This is a genomic window from Parafrankia sp. Ea1.12, assembly GCF_900465275.1.
Lineage (GTDB): Bacteria > Actinomycetota > Actinomycetes > Frankiales > Frankiaceae > Parafrankia > Parafrankia soli.
In genome coordinates this window covers 1-17,413 of record NZ_UBIZ01000140.1, presented here as the reverse complement: position 1 = coordinate 17,413, position 17,413 = coordinate 1, and the positions used below count along the sequence as shown (strand labels likewise).

Here is a 17,413-nt window from a genome sequence, read left to right as displayed (position 1 = left end):
TCCGCCGCGAACCGTTCGATCACCGGCCGCACACGGCCCATCTCACCCAGTTCCATACCAACCACCGCCACACACACGAAGACGACAGTCAGTACAACCAATGACAGACCTAATCAAGTCCTACTAGTGCAACGTTCCTCAAAGGCTGGGGTAGATCGGCTGAGCCCGGGTATCGCCCTGTTTTGACAGGGAGTACGTCATGCCGAAGTTCTTGTATGCGCGGGAGCCCCGGGACCCGGTCGAGGAGCAGAAGATCCGCCGGCTGGCGGGTGCCCGGCACGCTCCGGCCGACTGGATCCTACGCGCCCAGATCGTCACGGCCAGCTGGACCGGCCACCACGTCCCCCAGATCGCCGCCGCCCTGCGCTGTCACCCCAAGACGGTGCGGCAGTGGCTGCACCGGTTCAACACCGACGGCCTGGACGGGCTGGCCGACCAGCCGATACCCGGACGCCCCCGGCGGATCACCGAGACCGAACGCTCCCAGATCATCGAGCTGGCCCGCTCCATCCCACCGGGCCGGCTGGAACGCACCCCCGCCGGTGAACTGGACGCCGCCGACCCGGACGGGTGCGCGCAATGGACATTGGACACCCTGACCGAGGCCGCCCAGGCCGAGGGCATCCAGATCCAGCGCAGCCAGGTCCGGCGCATTCTCGTACGCGAGAAGGTGCGCTGGCGGCACACCCGTTCCTGGGCCGACAGCGCCGACCCCGACTTCGTCCCAAAAGGGCGGTGGTCGTCGAGCTCTACACCCACCCGCCCGCCGGCACCACGGTGATCTGCGCCGACGAGCTCGGCCCGGTGATCCCACGCACGTTCCCGCCGGCGCCGGGCTGGTCACCCGACGGCCACCGCCTCAAGGCACCCCTGGAGTACTCCCGGGGCAGCGAGAAGACCTGGGTCTTCGGCGCCCTGCGCATCCGCGACGGCACCGAGGTCACCTGCTGCGCCCCGTCGCGCAACAGCGACGGCTGGATCCAGTTGCTGACCCACCTCGCCCGAGCAAATCCCCGCGGCCCGATCCGGGTGATCACCGACAACCCGGGCACCCACACCAGCCGGAAGGTCCGCCAGTGGCTGGCCCGCCACCCGCGTATCCAGCAGGTGTTCATCCCGAAGAAAGCCTGCTGGCTGAACCTGCAGGAAGGCTGGTGGCGGCTGCTACGCAGGGCCGCGTTCGCCGGACAGACCTTCGCCGACACCGACGAGATCACCCACGCCGTCGACCTGGCCACCACCCACCTCAACACCCGCGCCAAATCATGGATCTGGGGACGACCGGCACCACCCACCCGCAAACTCCGCCAGCGGTTTGTGTACTGCCTTTGAGGAACCCAGCACTAGACGAGCTCACCAGCGCCGCCGCCATAAGCCCCGGTGCAGCAGCGCTGCTCCGTCACCGGTCACCACCCATCCCAGGCTAGACCTGTGCCACCCTCGGCGGGCTCAACCGGTGATGGCAGGCAGTTGCGGTCGGGGTAGTAGGCGGGGTCAATACGTGGGTCGGGTCCGCTGTCCCAGCCGTTCCCGAGGGCGATGAGGTGCCCATCGGGCCAGCGGTGGCGGTCCTCGGCGATCGAAACCGTCTGGACGAGATTAAGGCCGGCCTGGGAGTCATCCTGTCGAAGCGGGTCGAAGCCGTTGTCGTAAACCAGGAAACGACCATGGCCGTCACGAGCGAGGTGTAGGTCACCGGGGTCAGCAACCACGATCACCTTGGTGACCCTGCCACCTTGACCGTCCACGTCCGACTGCACCCGTACGAACACTGGCGCCTGGTATTGCACCCACCGCACCAGCGACCCACCGACGGAAGGCGGATTGCCCTGTGTCCCACCGACAACCGGCCCCACACCGTCTACCTGCTCGAAGTTTTTGGACATAGTCATATATTTCACCTCGTAATTGACCCGCGCCACGGGTCCGATCCGCTACGACCGGCACCCGCTGCGGCCTAGCCGCCGACGACGCCTGGAACTGGGCTCTGGCGCAAGTTCCGTGATTGTGGTTTGGATCTTTATTGGTCGGCGAGCTCACAGGTGCGGAGCAGGTCTGGGTTCGCTCGTCCAAACATTTGACGTTTGATCATTTTGATCCAACATGACCCCCTGCCCTCCGGCCTGGCCGGAGCTCCACGTGTGGGTGACACCGGCGGCGACCGCGTCCCAGCCGGAACGCAGGCCGGTGGCGTAGCCGCGTAGCGCGGGCAGGGCGCATGCCTCGGCCCACTGGACCCATGCTTCCAGCGCTGCGCCGCCGCGGCGATGGACGAGTACGTCGGAGAAGGAAGCGACCCGTTCGCGGGCGAAGAGCCGAGGTCGGGGCAGCCGTCGCACAGCTCCTGGTGGAGCTGGCGGGTGCTGGTGACACCGGCGTTCCACCGTGCGGTCAGATAGACGGCATGGCGGTCCGAGGTGCCGCGTCGTCTCGTAGGAGCACCGTTGATCGGCTCGTCAGAGGTGGTCGCACGGGCGAAGCGACGCACGGTCTTGCCGTCGAGCCAGAGTCGCCCGGCGATCTGAGAGTGGGGTAGCCCGGCGACAAGCAGCACGTGCACGCACCACCCATTCAAGATCTTACCTTCACCGAACTTGCCATGGCAGTCTGATCACGACACCAGCCGGGGGGAACAGAGCCCCTTGCCGCGGCCCTCAGCTTCACCCGTAACCAACCACACCCCGTGGCGCTCACACGCGCTGGCTGAAAGTCACGCGGGAAAGGCTCACTTCTCTGTCTTCTTACCGACTACGGCCGGTTGGCGTTGATTCATTTCCCGGCGGCAGGGATTCCGAGCCGTCGGAGCAGAGTCTTTGATTTACGACATCGAACGCGGTGCCGGTGGGGTTGACACGGACGAACGCGAAGCAATCGAGGGGGTGGGTAGAGTTGGTACTTAGGTCGACAGGCGAGATCAGACCGTCCGCATCATAGTCAGTGACACTCCGTAGAGCTTTGATGAACCCTTCACGGGTTGGGCAGGTGCCGGCCAGGTCAAGTCCGCGTAGGAACAGGTCGGTGTATATGTAGGCGAGCATGGCGAACTGCTGGTCGGGTTCGATACTTTCAGGCGCGTAGAGTGTCATTGCATCGCGGTAGCGGTCGATGGCTGGGCCTCCCGCCTCGAACGGACGAAAATACACGGGGATCGACACACCAGCCAGCGCTTGACCGAACGCGGGAAGAAGGGCTTTGTCATAGCCGGTCAGGGAAACACCGACGTTCAGGCGTAGGCTCGCGGCACGAGCTGCCTGCACGATGTCAGCAAGATCCTCTGGCGCGGTGAAGCCGATCAGGGCATCGGCGCGAATAGCAGCGAGCTGGTGGACTATGCGCTGCGGGCTGTCACTACTGCTCGTGTACGGGATGGGATCGGTCGCGGCGAGTCCGAGAGCACTGAAGGCGTTTTTGTACTGAGTGATGGTCTCCATGGTTAAGGCTACAGTGCCAGTGGTAACAACAGCGATTCTCGTCCCACCGTGGGCCTGGATATATCGGGCGACCGTTCCCGGAGAGGGCATGTAGAGGTGGGAAAAAAGGTTACGATACCTGTTCCAAGACGGAAGCGCGATACCTACCACGGGGATGCCCTGCGCGTCGAGACGAGCCAGTGAACCTTCGAGCGAGGCCGTAGCTGCCACGAGACCGAACACGGATTCCTGCACAAGATCCTGAGTGGCCAGCGCGTTCTGCGACGAGGAACTCGCGTCATCGCGCCACTGGTAAAAAATCCTACGACCGTGGATGCCACCTTGAGCGTTGGCCAGGTTGATCCGAGCATCCACCCCGGACCGGGCCGAGGAAAGTGCAGTGCTACCAATACCCGAGTCAGAGAACACCAACCCCAGTTTCACCTGGTCGGAGGTGACTCCCGGGCTGTCACAGCCAACCGCCACCGGTCGCCGCTTCCCACTGCCCGGCAAAGTACAGCCAGCCACAACAACGACAATTGCAACCGACACTATCCATCGTATCGACAATCTACCGAAAATCATCGCTTCTCCATGGAATGGCGAAGAGCAGCGACCGGAAGTATCCATTTCGCTACTCTGTAGAGCAGAGTATGCGCCTTGCCTCGTCTGTCGCTGCATTCGGCCACCCGTGCTGTCGACGCCGGCTTCTCCGAACTCGCGCAACGCACGAAGGGGTATTCAAGGACGTGGACGGGGTCCCGGCGATACCAACCTTAACGATTCGAGGCTCCGCCAAGCCCACCACGCATAGATAGAAACCCTCGCTGTTTTCTCGGCAAGACTACCGGAACCTCTCCGCGCGTGCCGAGATTGGGCATGCCATTTTCCCTCTCCGGCACGGCGTTCACGGATTCCTCGCGCTTCGCTCCACCCTCGTTCCGGACGCACCATAGTCAGACCCTGACCCTTCAAGATTGATAAGGGGGGAGACTGTCAGGATCTCTTCGGGCCCCCTGGCCCATGTGAACGGTTTCAGGTTCTTGATCCCCTGCCCGCCAACAGTAGAGATGCTCCGGGCGTCCAGGCCGTCCATAACGTTGGCGGCGGATTGCCAGCCGTTCCTGGGCCAACCGTTCGAGGTAACGTCGGGCGGTTACTCGGGAAATGCCTAATGTTCTGGCAACATCGTCCGACGAGACCGGCGTGGACGCCGCGCGCAGGCACGTGACGATGGCATCGAGTGTCGCCGTGGTCAGGCCCTTCGGGGCTTTTGGCTGCGCCGTGGGGTCTGGCGACAGCATGGCCAGAGCGGAATCGATCTCGTGCTGTCCTATCTGGCCGGTGGCATTATCCGCGACCTGCTGTCGGAATAGCGCGTACCGGTGGAGGCGGGCCCGGAAGTCGGCAAAATCGAAAGGCTTCACCAGGTAATGAATGACTCCGTAGGAGACGGCTACTCGGACTGTTGCAAGTTCACGGTCGGCGGTGACAGCGATTATGTCCGGCCCCGCGTTACGGGACCGAATTGATCTACATACTTCAAGGCCAGCCATATCGGACAGGTCGAGGTCGAGTATGACTAGATCATACGAGTTGTGAGTGAGTAGCCGTATGGACTGGCCGCCTGTGAGAGTCACCGCACCAACGGCAAATCCGGAGATCTTCTCGATGTTCATCCTGATGGACTCGGCATACGACGAGTCGCCACTGACGACCAGGGTGTCAATCTGGCTTTTTGGTGCGTACCGCGCTCCGGTGGGGCGAGGGCGGCAGACGTATGATATTGGCATGAATGCGCAGCCTTTCAGCCCGGTAAGCGTGTCTGAATCTGCCTGTACGGCGGAGGGCGATGACCTGCGTCGGGCACTCAGTGGATGCGATCTGGTTGTGCGTAGGCGAGCAGCGCGGCGCGGTCGGCAGTCAGCGCGAAACCGGCCTCCATGGTCTTGTCGACCGCAGCGGTATAACGCTGCAGGTAGGCGTCCTTCGTGGGGTAGAGCATGGCGATGCGCGTGACCGGCAGTGGTTTCGTCGAGCCGAACAGTTCACAGAGCACTGAGGCGTTCGTTGCGGGAGTACCAGACAGGATATCGACTGGCACATCGACGGGCGGGGTACGTATGCCGCCTTCGGCGATGCCGTCGGTGTCGCGGGCGACGTCGGGACTGTCGCCGGAGATGACCGTGATTCGCGGCGCGGTGGGCGGTGGGGTCCCGGCCTGGACCCAGGTCTCGAGGGCACGGATCGCGGCCTTCACCATGATGTGTGTCGGGGCGTTGTTGACTGGCACCCCGCAGTCGAGCGCATTCACGAACGGGCCGAGCGCGTGGGCGTCGGCGTGTGCGGCTCCGGCCACCTCCCAGAGGCGGAACCGGCTGCTGTCATCCTGCCGCGCCCGCAGGGAGTTCAGGACGACGGTGAGGTCACCCTCGGTCTGGACGTCGAGCACAGGCACGCCGGTATCGCTTCGGACGAGTGTCGGTGTGGTCGCGGCGGTGTCGGTGAGGCTGGTGGACTGGCCTGGCCCGACGAGCGGTAGTGCGCCGCTGCCTCTGCTGTGGACCAGGAAGCCGTCGAATGCCTGGGTGAGCGGCTGCACCCCGTTGATGTAAGTGACCATGGCATACGCCGACTGGGATTCGCCGGCGGCGAGCAGGTATTTCGGCGTGGAGCCGCCCATCGCCACACCGCCCGCGCGTATCGCCCGGGCCACCTGGGTGAAGATGTCGAAGGCGTAGCCGTCCCCGGGCTGGTTGAGCGACCCGTATCGGGCCGGATCGGCGCCCCGTAGGCCGGTTGTCGTACTGCCGGCGGCGGACGGTGTGAGTACGTCCCCGCCCATCACGCCGATGTGCTGGGCCGAGACGCCCACCCAGACGTCACCGTGCCGCATCAGCTCCTCATAGGTGTTGTACCACTCGACGTCCGAGTCGACGCCGGAGCTGACATTCAGCCATTCGATGACCACGGTGCCGCTGACGTCCCGCGCATCCGCCGGACGCCGGACGAGAACCCGGGTGCGGTAGGCGGCAGCATCGGCGGGCTGGAAAACCCAGCGGCCATCGCGGGCCAGCGCACCCTGTGGCCGGTAGGACGTCGCGGTGCCCGAGGCTACATATTCGTTCTGGATGTAGCCGGGCCCGGTCAAGTCGACCACCACCGGCGAGCCCATGTTCACCCCTTTGCCGCCGGTCAGCTCCTGTAAGTCGGCCGCTGGCCCTGCTGGCCGCGGCGCGGGCATCACGGACGTCGTCGGCTTCTGCGGCGCCCCGTCCGAGCAGCCCGCCACCGTCGCAGTGGCGGCAAGCAGGCAGCAGAGCAGCGCCGCCCTCAGCCAACCCGGTGCGATCCCTCGGCCACGGGGGCTCATGTCAGCAGGCATCAGTCCAACTCTCCAACTGTGATCATCAGTTCGGGTGGACGTTCACGGAGGGCGACGGCGGACAGCATCCGGATCAGCCGGTCCGCAAACGCCTCCGGGTCGAGGGGATCGGGCCCATCCACCACCCACGAAGCGAAAAGCGCGGACCACCCACCGACAACGAACCCGGCAAAGTCCTCGACGAGATCCGGGGCGAGTGACCCGTCGGACATCCGAACCACCAGTTGCTGCCCGAACGGAGCGACGAGACCGTGCAAGATCCTGGCCAGACCGAACGCACACGACCCCATCAGCATCGCCCGGTAGAAGGACCGGTACCGCGCGAAGTGCCGGGTCGTGACCAGCACTCGAAGGCGTCCGCCCTCAGGCTCCTGGGTGATGTCGGGCAGAAGCTCCCGCGCCAGAAGATCACGTGCCGCCTCCAGGAACAGGGCGTCACGATCACCGAACTGCAGATACATCAGCTGGCGGCTGACATCCGCCGTCTCCGCGAGATCAGACACCTTGATCGCTGTCGTGCCCCGCTCTGCCACCAAGGTCACCGCGGCCCGCATGAGCGCGGCGCGCGAACGGCGGACCCGCCGGTCGCCGACCCGGGCAGGCGCGTTGCACCGGACGTACCGGCGCCGGAGCCTGGCGCACGGCCAGGTCGTGCGGCGCCTCGCTCACACAATCACGACCTTCGGAAGGATCGTCTGGTGATAGTCCCAGGCGGACAGGGCGTTTTCCTGCCCCGCCAGCACCTCCGGATGCCACTGTCCGACGAACTGGTGTGGATCTGCCGGGCGGTACTCGTCAGCCTCGGCCGAGGTCCACGAGGCCGGTCTCGTTAGTTCCGGCGGTAGCCGCGTCCACCCGTCGCCGTATGCCGCGTCGATCTGATCCTGGACCAGTCCCACCGCGGTGATGAGGTTCGCTCCGCCCAGCCAGGCGCCGGTCAGGTCCGCCTCGGTCAGCCAGGCGCGGGTCAGGTTCGCTCCGCTTAGCGATGCGCCCGTGAGATCCGCGCCGTCCAGCCAGGCGCGGGTCAGGTTCGCTCCGCTTAGCGATGCGCCCGTGAGATCCGCGCCGCCTAGCCGGGCGCGGGTCAGGTTCGCTCCGCCCAACCAGGTATAGCTGAGGTTGGCCTCGTTCAGCGAGGCGCCCGTGAGATCCGTGCCGCCCAGCCGGGTGGCAGTGAGGTCCGCCCGACCCAGATGGGCGTGGCTGAGGTCCGCTCCGGTGAGGTCGGTGTTGCTGAGGTTGCCATAGCTGGCCTGTATGCAGTGCAGGGCGGCGGGACCTGTCAGCTTCGCACCACTCAAGTCCGCGCGGGGGACACCGTCGAGGACGGACAGACGCCCCAGGACCGCCACCGCAGCGTGGATGTCCACGGCAGGGCGCAGCGGAACGACCGGACCGGACGCGGCGGGCCGCAGCGTAGGGTCCGTGCTGCGGGTGCGGATGAAGGCGGAGAGGACCTCGACGACCGCGCGCTGGTCACTCGGTGAGTCCATCGCGATCCGCTCCAGGGCGTAGATCCCGCCGAGGCGAGTCGTGTTGTTCTCGCTGCCGAGCCGGTCAACCGCGCGGCCGAAGAAATACCGGGCGCAAAAGCGGGCATTGCTGTCCTTTTCCCGGATGCCCGCTGTCCATGCCTGCGCGTACGCTCGGCGCGTCCCGTCCGCGGCGACCTGGTAGCCGGCCAGCGTCGCCAGCGTGACCGATGCAATCAGCAACACGCACTCCACCATCGCCCGAGCCTCCGCTTCTCCGCCGAGGCCAGACGGATGCATCGAGGCGCGCAGGTAGAAGATCCCCATCGTCGCAAGCGCAGCCCCCGACGCCGCGGCCCCGGTAGCGACCCGCAACCACCGCCCAGCGATTAGATACTCCGCTCTCCTTTCAGTAACCTGAAAGTCGCGCTTGGCAGAAAAATACATACCAGTTCCCCACTGACACCGAGTCGATCCCGACACGTATGCCCTTTCCGGATCCTGCACCGGGCAGATTCCTCCCGGACGCTCTCTTCCCCAGGCCCGCCGGGGCGGACTCAATCCGACTCCCGAGCCTCAACCACGTACAGATCGATAGTGGTCAGCGCTGGCACCTGGCTGCCGGCGACCGGCTTCTGCGTCACGACCACCCAGCGCGACCCGACGGTCCTCCGCCCGCGCCAGGCCGGATCATCGATGGCACTGGGCAATAGCGAGGGGAAAAGCACGCCCTCCGCCGTCCGCAGGTCCAGGCCGACCACGTTGGGGACAACGACCGGAGCTCGGGTGGCTCTGATCGGGGCGGCATCTGAAGGGAGCGAAGGGACAGCGGTCTGGGCGTATCGGCGTAACAGATGCGGTATCTGGTCCGGCGCATTTGCACTCGCGCCCGGCGTGACCGCCGAAGCACCAACTCCCGCCGGCCGCGCGGATGGACCAGGAAGATTCGCCGCCGCCAGGAGCGCCAGAAGGATTCCGCCGACGACGATCGCGAACTGCTTCCAGACCTGTCGCAGGCACGACGACGGGAGTCGCGGCCATCCTTTCACCAGTCCGCCCTCCAGCCTAGTTTGATTGTCATTACAGATTGCATTTCTTAACTCCCACGCACCGTTTCTGTCAGCTCAGAGAATCAGCTGCTTCGACAGCGATCCACCGGGACCAAATCTGAGGCTCTCCGGTTCTGGAAATATGATCGTAAGCCCCAGGGCCATTTGATATGCCGCGCCTCAACGATGGCTGGGAGAGCCTCGTCCGCTGGCGGTTTCAGTAGCGTCGCAGAGCCGCCCAGTATCTGACAACCGGGCTAAGCTGGGTTGGGGTCCCGGGACATCGGACCGGCTGTGACCTGCGGAAACGCAGCGCACTGGGACGCGGAGATCCTCGGACGCCCTCCGTCGGTAGCATGCTGGCCATGACTTCACCACGGGATGGGGATCTAGGGAAACCCGTCAGGACGGCCTCATCCTCCGAGGAGCTGGGTGAACTCCTCTCCGCACTCAAGCAGCGCAGCGGTCGGAGTTACGAATGGATCGGCCGAAAGGTCAACGCGGGTCGATCCACAGTACAGCGCTACTGCACAGGCCAGTCCGTGCCAGTACAGTTCGGCACCATCGAACGCGTCGCGCGAGTATGCGGCGCCGACGGGGACGAAATCGCACGCCTGTTCAGACTCTGGGAAACTGCGGCGTCGATCTCGACGAGCGACGGCACCGAACTTCCCACCGCAGGCGGCGACAATGAGAACACCGATCCTGTTGAAGGCGCCGAGTACTCAACCCATCCGGTCTCTCTGGTGCCACCAGCACTCGCAGCCGCGGACGACTCCGCACCAAGACCAGCCGCACAGAATGAACACAGCCGGTTTCACGGCGCGCGCAGATCCGGCTGGAAGTGGAACCGCCGGAGTATCTCCGTCGCAGCTATCATCATGGTGTTGTTCTCCAGCGTGGTAGGTATCGTTCTCATTCTCACCATGATTCTCGGGCGTGAACCCGGTGTCCGGCCGCTCGGGCGCCCGTTGGCCGATCAGAACGGCTGGGCGTTGTCCACCGCGTTCTCCCCCGACGGGAAAGTAATGGCTAGCAGTAGCAGGAAAGGCGGAGTGTGGTTGTGGGACATGACCGACCCCGCCACGCCCGTCCGGATCGATCCTGCCCTAACCGGCCCACGCGACGGGGTGACATCACTGGCGTTCTCGCCAGATGGGCGTATTTTGGCCGGTGGCAGCTGGGACGGATCCATATGGCTGTGGGACACAGCCGACATCGGGGCTCCCCAGCCGGCTGGTCGTGCGCTGACCGACGGCTCGGGACCGATATGGTCGGTGGCGTTCTCCGCGGATGGCCGCACGCTCGCATCCGGCAGCGACGACACGACGGTGCGGCTGTGGGACATGACCAACCACGCCAGACCGTGGCAATTCGCGCGACTGAGCAGCGATATGGAGTTCGTGACATCGGTTGCTTTCTCCGCGGACAACCGCCTCCTGGTAGCCGCCGGCTACAGCAGGACCATCGCGATCTGGGACATGGCCGACCGTGGGGCCCCTAAACGACTGACCCAATCCCTGCCAACACCCGCCACCACGTACGTGGCCGCCTTCTCCCCCAACGGACGACTCCTTGCCACCGGGAGCACCGACGGCGTGGTCCGACTCTGGGACCTTGCCGTTCCGGAGGACCCCCATCCGATCGGGAGACCGCTCACCGGGCATACCAACCGCGTCTGGTCGCTCGCTTTCTCCCCGGATGGCAGCACTCTCGCCAGCAGCGGGTTCGACAACTCCGTGAGACTGTGGGACGTGACCGACCTGTCCAACCCGGAGCCCATCAGCGCGCCACTCACCGGCTACCAGGGCTGGGTTCTCTCGGTGCGCTTCTCCCCGAACGGCCGCGTGCTGGCAAGCACCAGCAGCGACAGCACCATCCGCCTATGGTCGCTACCCTGAACGACATTATGGCCACGATAGGCCATGTGAAGACCCGCGCAAGACCCCTGGGCGGCCAGCGGTCCGCCGGGAGATCCGCGATCTGGTCCTGCACCTCGCACGGGAGAACCCGACCTGGGGCCACCGCCGGATCCAGGGAGAACTGATCGGGCTGGGCTACCCGGTCGGGGTCGCCACCGTCTGGCGGATCCTGCACCGCGCCGGGGTCGACCCCGCACCCCGCAGGTCCGACACCTCCTGGCGCACATTCCTACGCGCCCAGGCCTCCGGCATCCTGGCCTGCGATTTCTTCACCGTCGACACCGTGTTCCTCCAACGGATCTACGTGTTCTTCGTCGGCGAGCACGCCACTCGCCGTGTCCATGTCCTCGGGGTCACGAAGCATCCGACCGCGGCATGGGTCACCCAGCGGGCCAGGAACCTGCTGATGGATCTCGAGGAACACACCCACCGGTTCCGGTTCCTCATCCGTGACCGAGATGCGAAGTTCACGGCCTCGTTCGACGCTGTGTTTGCCGGGGGCGGTATCGACGTGGTGCGCACACCGCCGCAGTCACCGCAGGCGAACGCGATCGCGGAACGCTGGGTCGGCACCGTCCGCAGGGAATGCACCGACAGACTATTGATCGTCTCCGAACGGCACCTCACGTCGGTCCTCAGCAGCTACGCCAAGCATTTCAACATCCACCGGCCCCACCGCTCCCTCGACCAGCACCCACCCGACCCGCCACCGATGGTCACATCGACCTCGGAGTCCGCCGTCCGTCGCACACGCATCCTCGGCGCCATGATCAACGAATACCGCAACGCCGCCTGACGACGCCCCCAAACGATCACGTCAGCTGTAAAAGAGCAGATCAGAGGCCGAAACCCAAGTTCTGGAGCCCCACAGGCCCGCAGTTACCTTGCTCGCAGGCCCGAGAGGGCTGTTCCTGAGCCGGGTCGGTCTCCGCATCAGCAACCCTGATCATCAGGGTGGCCATCTGCGCCTGGACGAGTTGGAGGATGGCGTCGGTGGCGGTGAGGTGGGTGTCGAGGTCGGCCTGGTACTGCTCGGCGGCCTGGTAGACGGCGGTGTAGCGCTGGTGGAGCCGGCGGACCTGGTAGGGGTGTGGCCCTCGGCCTGGGCGCGGGCGATGTCGCGGGCGATGGATTCCAGGTCAACCTGGGCCTTGGTCGCGAACGCGCTGTCGACCCTCCCTCTCCGACCCGGCGGCAAAAACGCACGCTCAGCGGGAGGGGCGACGGGACCGTGCGGGGGTCCGCCGGGCAGGCGTGGTCCCACGCGCAGCGAGGGCGGGGCGTGGCGGTGGTGCACGAAGTACACCCCGGGGTGGATCCGCACCGCGGTGAGCGCGTCTTCGACGATGTCGCGCAGCATCTTGCGGAGCCGGTCAGCGGAGATGTACTGGCTACGGGTGTGTAGTCGGTGATGATCGCGCCGATCAGGTCGGTGATCAGGGTGCGCTCGTCGGGGCCGAGCCGGTCGACGGTCTCCTGCTCGGCGGTGAGGATCATCGTCCCGGACCCCTCGGGGAGATTGGGGTCGGTCGCGCGGACGAACTCCGCGCTCGCGACCCGCACCTCGTAGGACAGCGCTTCGTCGGCGTGGTCGGCGAGCTCGCGCACGAGGTGGCGCACCATGCGGGTCTCGTCCCGGGCGACGTTGCGCATCATCAGGGTCACGGTCTGGCCCTGGCTGGCGTGGTTACGGCCACGGTGAGGGCCGAGGGCGTAGCGGGCCTTCGCCGCCGAGGTGGTGGCTACGGCGGTTCCGTATGGGACGGCCAGAGCTCCCGGCGGGTCGCGCCAGGTCGGAGTAGCGGCACGAGTCAGACGGCGCGCCATCACATCCAGGGGTGGTGGGCGGCGAGGTGCAGGACGGTGGTGCGGGCGTGGCGGGCGAGCCGGCCCGCGAGCGAGAACAGCCGGTGGCGTAGCCGTTTCGGTTCCCAGCACCGCGCGGGCTGCCCGGCGAGGGCGAGCGTCTGGGTCCAGATGGTCAGGTCGAGGGCGAGTGCGACGAGGGCGCACCAGAGCTGGTTCTGGGTGAAGTCGTGCAGCGGCAGGTTGGTCAGGCCCGTCGGCCGCGCGCGAAGTACTCCGCCGACAGGCACGGATCGACGGTAATTCCGGGCCGCTGAACGAGTTTTTCCGACGCTCCCGAAATCGCGCCTGCCAAGGCCGCGACGGTAAATTCTCGTGACCAAAACGACCAAAATTCACCCACCGCGGCGGGGTCCGGCGCGACTGTCAAGCGATACCCCTGCAAATAGGAAGAAGGTGGCATAACGCGTTGCACCGGAATCGAGGGAGCGTAACAGTAAGCAAAAATTGGCACGGGCGGTTTCTCCGTGCTGAACCCATGTACAGCGACCTGTCGTTTCTCCCTCCAGGAGAGGTGGATGCACGCTACTCCCAGAACCGGCGAATTTCCCGCCGAACGTGCCAGGGGTTCCGTGGGCGGGTTGCGTGACCGCCTCGCCGGCCAACCGGATTCCGATCAGGTTCGAGCCCTGCTGAACCTGATAGCGGAACTCGTCGGCGCCCTGACTGATCGAGAGCCCGCGGATATAGCCGCGGATCCGATCACGCCCTGGCGCCGCCTCGGGATCTATCGGCAGGTCGCCCGGCAGTTGCAGTCCGAGCTGGAGACCGCGACCGGCCTGCGGCTGCCGGCGACGCTCTTCTTCGATCTCCCGTCACCGGACGCGCTGGCCGGCTATCTGCGCTCGCGTCTCCTCGGCGGCGCGGAGAACCCACAGGTCACGGCGGTCGCGCCCGCTGGAAAGCCCCGGGAGGACGACCCGGTTGCCATCGTCGGCATGGCCTGCCGACTACCAGGTGGCGCGGATTCCCCAGAAGCACTGTGGGAGCTGGTCCGTGACGGCCGGGATGCCGTCGTCGGCCTTCCCACCGACCGGGGGTGGGACGTTGACGCGCTTTATCATCCGGATCGCGAGCATCCCGGCACCATTTACACCCGCGAGGGTGGCTTCCTGCCTGACATCGGCATGTTCGACCCGGGCTTCTTCGGTATAGGCCCGCGCGAGGCGAACGCCATGGATCCCCAACAGCGGCTGATGCTGGAGATCTCCTGGGAGGCGTTGGAACGCGCCGGCGTGGATCCCGGATCCCTGCGCGGCACCCGGACCGGCGTGTTCACCGGGGTTTCGCTGCAGGACTACGGTCCGCCCTGGCACCGCGCTCCGGCCAAGGCCCAGGGACAGCTGCTCACCGGCAACGCCCTCGGCGTGATCGCCGGCAGGGTCTCCTACACGTTCGGTCTCCAGGGGCCGTCCCTGTGCGTGGACACCCAGTGCTCCAGCTCTATGGTGGCCATCCACCTCGCGGGCCAGGCGCTGTTGTCGGGTGAGTGCGACCTGGCGCTGGCCGGCGGCGTCACAGTCATGACGACACCGGGCATGCTCCTGGAATTCAGTCAGAAGCAGGGTCTCGCTCCCGACGGGCGGTGCAAGGCCTTCTCCGCGGACGCCGACGGCACCGGGTGGGCGGACGGCGCCGGGGTTCTCCTGCTGGAGCGGCTCTCCGACGCCCGGCGCCACGGCCACCCGGTGCTCGCACTGATCCGCGGCACGGCCGTCAACCAGGACGGCGCCAGCAACGGCCTGGCCGCACCCAACGGCCTCTCCCAGCAGCAACTGATCCACCAGACCCTGGCAAACGCCGGTCTGGCGCCCGGCGACGTGGACGTCCTCGAGGCACACGGGACCGGCACCGCCCTCGGCGACCCGATCGAGGCCCAGGCCGTCATCGCCACCTACGGCCGGCACCGCCCGGCCGGCCGGCCGCTCCACCTCGGGTCGCTGAAGTCGAACATCGGGCACACGCAGGCGGCCAGCGGCGTGGCCGGCGTCATCAAGATGGTCCAGGCCATCCGGCACGGAGTGCTGCCGCGCACCCTCCACGTACGGGAGCCCTCGCCCCACGTGGACTGGGCGGACGGAGACGTCGCGCTGCTCACCGAGGAGCGTGGCTGGGAACGCGACGGCGCCGCGCCGCGCCGGGCGGCGGTATCCGCGTTCGGTGTGAGCGGCACCAACGCCCACACCGTGCTGGAAGAGGCCCCGGCGGTGGCCGACCCAGTGCCGATGGCCCCGGTGCCGATCGTCCTGTCAGGCCGGACCGAGGCGGCGCTGCGGGCCCAGGCGGCACGGCTCGGCGAACGCCTGGCCCGGGACCCGGACCTCGATCCGGTCGACATCGCCTTCACCCTCGCCCGGCGCACCCGGTTCGAGTCGCGGGCAGTCGTCGTCGTCCCAGCCGGACCCACCAGGCGCGCACGCCTGGCCGGCGCCCTCGCCGCGCTCGCCGAGAACCGCCCCGCGGCGGGGCTCGTCGCGGGCGTCGCCCGGCCGGCGATCGCCCACGGCCGGACCGCCGTCCTGTTCACCGGGCAGGGCAGCCAGCACCCGGGGATGGGCCGTGACCTCTACCAGGCCTACCCGGTGTTCGCGCAGGTGCTGGACGAGATCTGTGGCCGGTTCGCGTCGCTGCTCGAGCGTCCGCTGCGCGAGGTCATGTTCGCTCCCGCCGGCTCGCCGGACGCGGCGCTGCTCGACCAGACCGCCTACACCCAGTGCGCGCTGTTCGCGTTCGAGACCGCGCTGTTCCGCCTCGCGGAGTCCTGGGGATTCGTTCCCGACACCCTCGCCGGGCACTCCATCGGCGAACTGACGGCCGCCCACGTCGCCGGCGTCTGGTCGCTCGACGACGCGTGCCGGCTGGTCGCCGCCCGCGGCCGGCTGATGCAGGAATGCCGACCGGGTGGCGCGATGGCCGCCATCGGCGCGAGCGAGGCGGAGGTCCGGGCGTCGATCGCCGACCTCGTCGGCAAGGTCGAGATCGCCACGGTCAACAGCCCGTCCGCCACGGTCGTCGCCGGCGACGCCGAGCTCGTCGAGCGGGTGGCCGCTGAGTGGTCGGCCCGGGGGCGGCGCACGAAACGGCTGACCGTCAGCCATGCTTTTCACTCCCCGCACATGGAGGACATGCTCACGGCGTTCCGGACGGCGGCCGGGCAGGTCACCTACCACGCCCCGGCCATACCGGTCATGTCCAACCTCACCGGTGAACCGGCCACCGTGACGGAACTGACGTCCGCCGAGTACTGGGTGCGGCACGTGCGTGAGCCGGTCCGCTTCCTCGACGGGGTTCGCCGGCTGCACCGGGACGGCGTGACGGCGTTCGTCGAACTCGGTCCCGACGCGGTCCTGACCGCGCTCGTGCCGGCCTGCCTGCCGGCGAACGCCGCAGGCGGCGGCGCGGAGACGGTGCAGGTAGCGGCCTGCCGGACCGGACGTCCCGAGCCCGAGATGCTGCTCGCCGCCCTGGCCGAGCTGGACGCCGCAGGCATCCCCGTCGCCTGGCGGGCGCTGCCGCCCGTACGCGGCGGAAAACACCTGGACCTGCCGACCTACGCCTTCCAGCGCACGCACCACTGGATGGACGGGACGCCCGTCACAACCGCCACCGCAACGGACCGGGGAGCCGCCGAGCGGGCAACGGATCCGGAACACTGGCGCTACCACGTGCGGTGGGAGCCGTTCTCCGACGAGCAGGCCACCGCGACCGTCGCCGACCACGTCGCCAACGGCGCGCCGATGACCGGCCTGTGGCTGCTGGTGACCCCGCCGGCTGGGATCGACGACGACACGCTGTCCCGGCTGTCCTGGGTCGTCGAACGCCTCGGCGGAACACCGGTCCAGGTCCCCCTCTCCGGGACGGACGCGGAGCGCGGTCTTGTCGCCGCGGCCCTGTCGAAGCACATCTCCGGCCGCGAGAACGATATCGGCGGCGTCCTCTCGCTGCTCGCGTTCGACAGCCGGTTCAACCCCGTGCACCCGGAACTGACCAACGGACTCGCGCTGACCTGCGCACTCGTGCAGGCACTCGACGACCTCGGCCAGTACGCGCCGTACTGGTGCGCCACGCGCGGCGCCGTCAGCACCGGCCCCGCCGACCCGGTCAGCGCTCCGGCCCAGGCGATGCTCTGGGGGCTGGGCCGGACGCTGGCCCTCGAACGACCCCGTGGCTGGGGCGGTCTCGTCGACCTTCCGGCCGATCTCGATGACGAGACGCTGGCCCTGTTCGGCGCCGCGCTGACCGGCCCCGGCGGCGAGGACCAGCTGGCCCTGCGAGACGGCGCACTGTTCGTCGCCCGGCTCGCCCC

At 67.1% G+C, this 17,413-nt stretch carries 11 protein-coding genes and 2 pseudogenes; 5 read left to right on the top strand and 8 right to left on the bottom strand.

Going from position 1 to position 17,413, the window contains the following annotated elements; all coding sequences use genetic code 11:
• Positions 1-199 precede the first annotated feature (199 nt).
• Together FMEAI12_RS03585 and FMEAI12_RS03580 are read left to right on the top strand one after the other, a co-directional pair.
• Positions 200-781 carry a helix-turn-helix domain-containing protein gene (locus FMEAI12_RS03585; protein WP_112104962.1) on the top strand — a complete coding sequence of 194 codons (582 nt, stop codon included), beginning with the start codon at positions 200-202 and terminating at the stop codon, positions 779-781.
• Positions 736-1,332 (top strand): IS630 family transposase, encoded by a 597-nt coding sequence (locus FMEAI12_RS03580; RefSeq protein WP_235013661.1) that lies wholly within the window; start codon positions 736-738, stop codon positions 1,330-1,332. The genes FMEAI12_RS03585 and FMEAI12_RS03580 overlap by 46 nt, the downstream gene beginning before the upstream one ends.
• Before the next feature lie 74 nt (positions 1,333-1,406).
• On the opposite strand, the gene FMEAI12_RS36105 is transcribed toward FMEAI12_RS03580, so the two are convergent.
• The 7 genes from FMEAI12_RS36105 to FMEAI12_RS37725 form a co-directional block, all read right to left on the bottom strand.
• Positions 1,407-1,922, bottom strand: a complete 516-nt coding sequence (locus tag FMEAI12_RS36105) for a hypothetical protein (protein ID WP_131628104.1) — start codon at positions 1,920-1,922, stop codon at positions 1,407-1,409.
• A gap of 819 nt (positions 1,923-2,741) precedes the next feature.
• The gene (locus FMEAI12_RS03575; protein ID WP_112104961.1) at positions 2,742-3,995 is read right to left on the bottom strand and encodes an ABC transporter substrate-binding protein; all 1,254 of its coding nucleotides are present in this window, start codon (positions 3,993-3,995) and stop codon (positions 2,742-2,744) included.
• Between the two features lie 386 nt (positions 3,996-4,381).
• Positions 4,382-5,203: a response regulator gene (locus FMEAI12_RS03570; protein ID WP_112104960.1), complete on the bottom strand. Its 822-nt coding sequence runs from the start codon at positions 5,201-5,203 to the stop codon at positions 4,382-4,384.
• 77 nt (positions 5,204-5,280) lie between these two features.
• Entirely contained in the window at positions 5,281-6,795 is a 1,515-nt protein-coding gene (locus tag FMEAI12_RS03565) for an alpha/beta hydrolase domain-containing protein (RefSeq protein WP_112104959.1), read from the bottom strand.
• Entirely contained in the window at positions 6,795-7,349 is a 555-nt protein-coding gene (locus tag FMEAI12_RS03560) for a TetR/AcrR family transcriptional regulator (RefSeq protein WP_112104958.1), read from the bottom strand. The genes FMEAI12_RS03565 and FMEAI12_RS03560 overlap by 1 nt, the downstream gene beginning before the upstream one ends.
• 111 nt (positions 7,350-7,460) lie before the next feature.
• Entirely contained in the window at positions 7,461-8,717 is a 1,257-nt protein-coding gene (locus tag FMEAI12_RS03555; RefSeq protein WP_112104957.1) for a pentapeptide repeat-containing protein, read from the bottom strand.
• A 110-nt stretch (positions 8,718-8,827) separates the two neighbouring features.
• Positions 8,828-9,031 (bottom strand): hypothetical protein, encoded by a 204-nt coding sequence (locus FMEAI12_RS37725; RefSeq protein ID WP_112104956.1) that lies wholly within the window; start codon positions 9,029-9,031, stop codon positions 8,828-8,830.
• 644 nt (positions 9,032-9,675) lie between these two features.
• On the opposite strand from FMEAI12_RS37725, the gene FMEAI12_RS03545 reads away from it, so the two are divergent.
• Complete coding sequence (locus FMEAI12_RS03545) at positions 9,676-11,220, top strand: helix-turn-helix domain-containing protein (protein ID WP_112104955.1); 1,545 nt, start codon at positions 9,676-9,678, stop codon at positions 11,218-11,220.
• Positions 11,221-11,254: 34 nt separating this feature from the next.
• A pseudogene (locus FMEAI12_RS03540) lies at positions 11,255-12,037 on the top strand (integrase core domain-containing protein); the annotation flags it as partial.
• A 1,030-nt stretch (positions 12,038-13,067) separates the two neighbouring features.
• Here FMEAI12_RS03540 and FMEAI12_RS03535 read toward each other — a convergent pair.
• Positions 13,068-13,313 (bottom strand): annotated as a pseudogene (locus FMEAI12_RS03535) (transposase); the annotation flags it as partial.
• Positions 13,314-13,679: 366 nt separating this feature from the next.
• On the opposite strand from FMEAI12_RS03535, the gene FMEAI12_RS03530 reads away from it, so the two are divergent.
• Positions 13,680-17,413, top strand: a 3,734-nt coding sequence (locus FMEAI12_RS03530; protein WP_235013659.1) for a type I polyketide synthase, incomplete at its 3' end; no start/stop codon positions are given.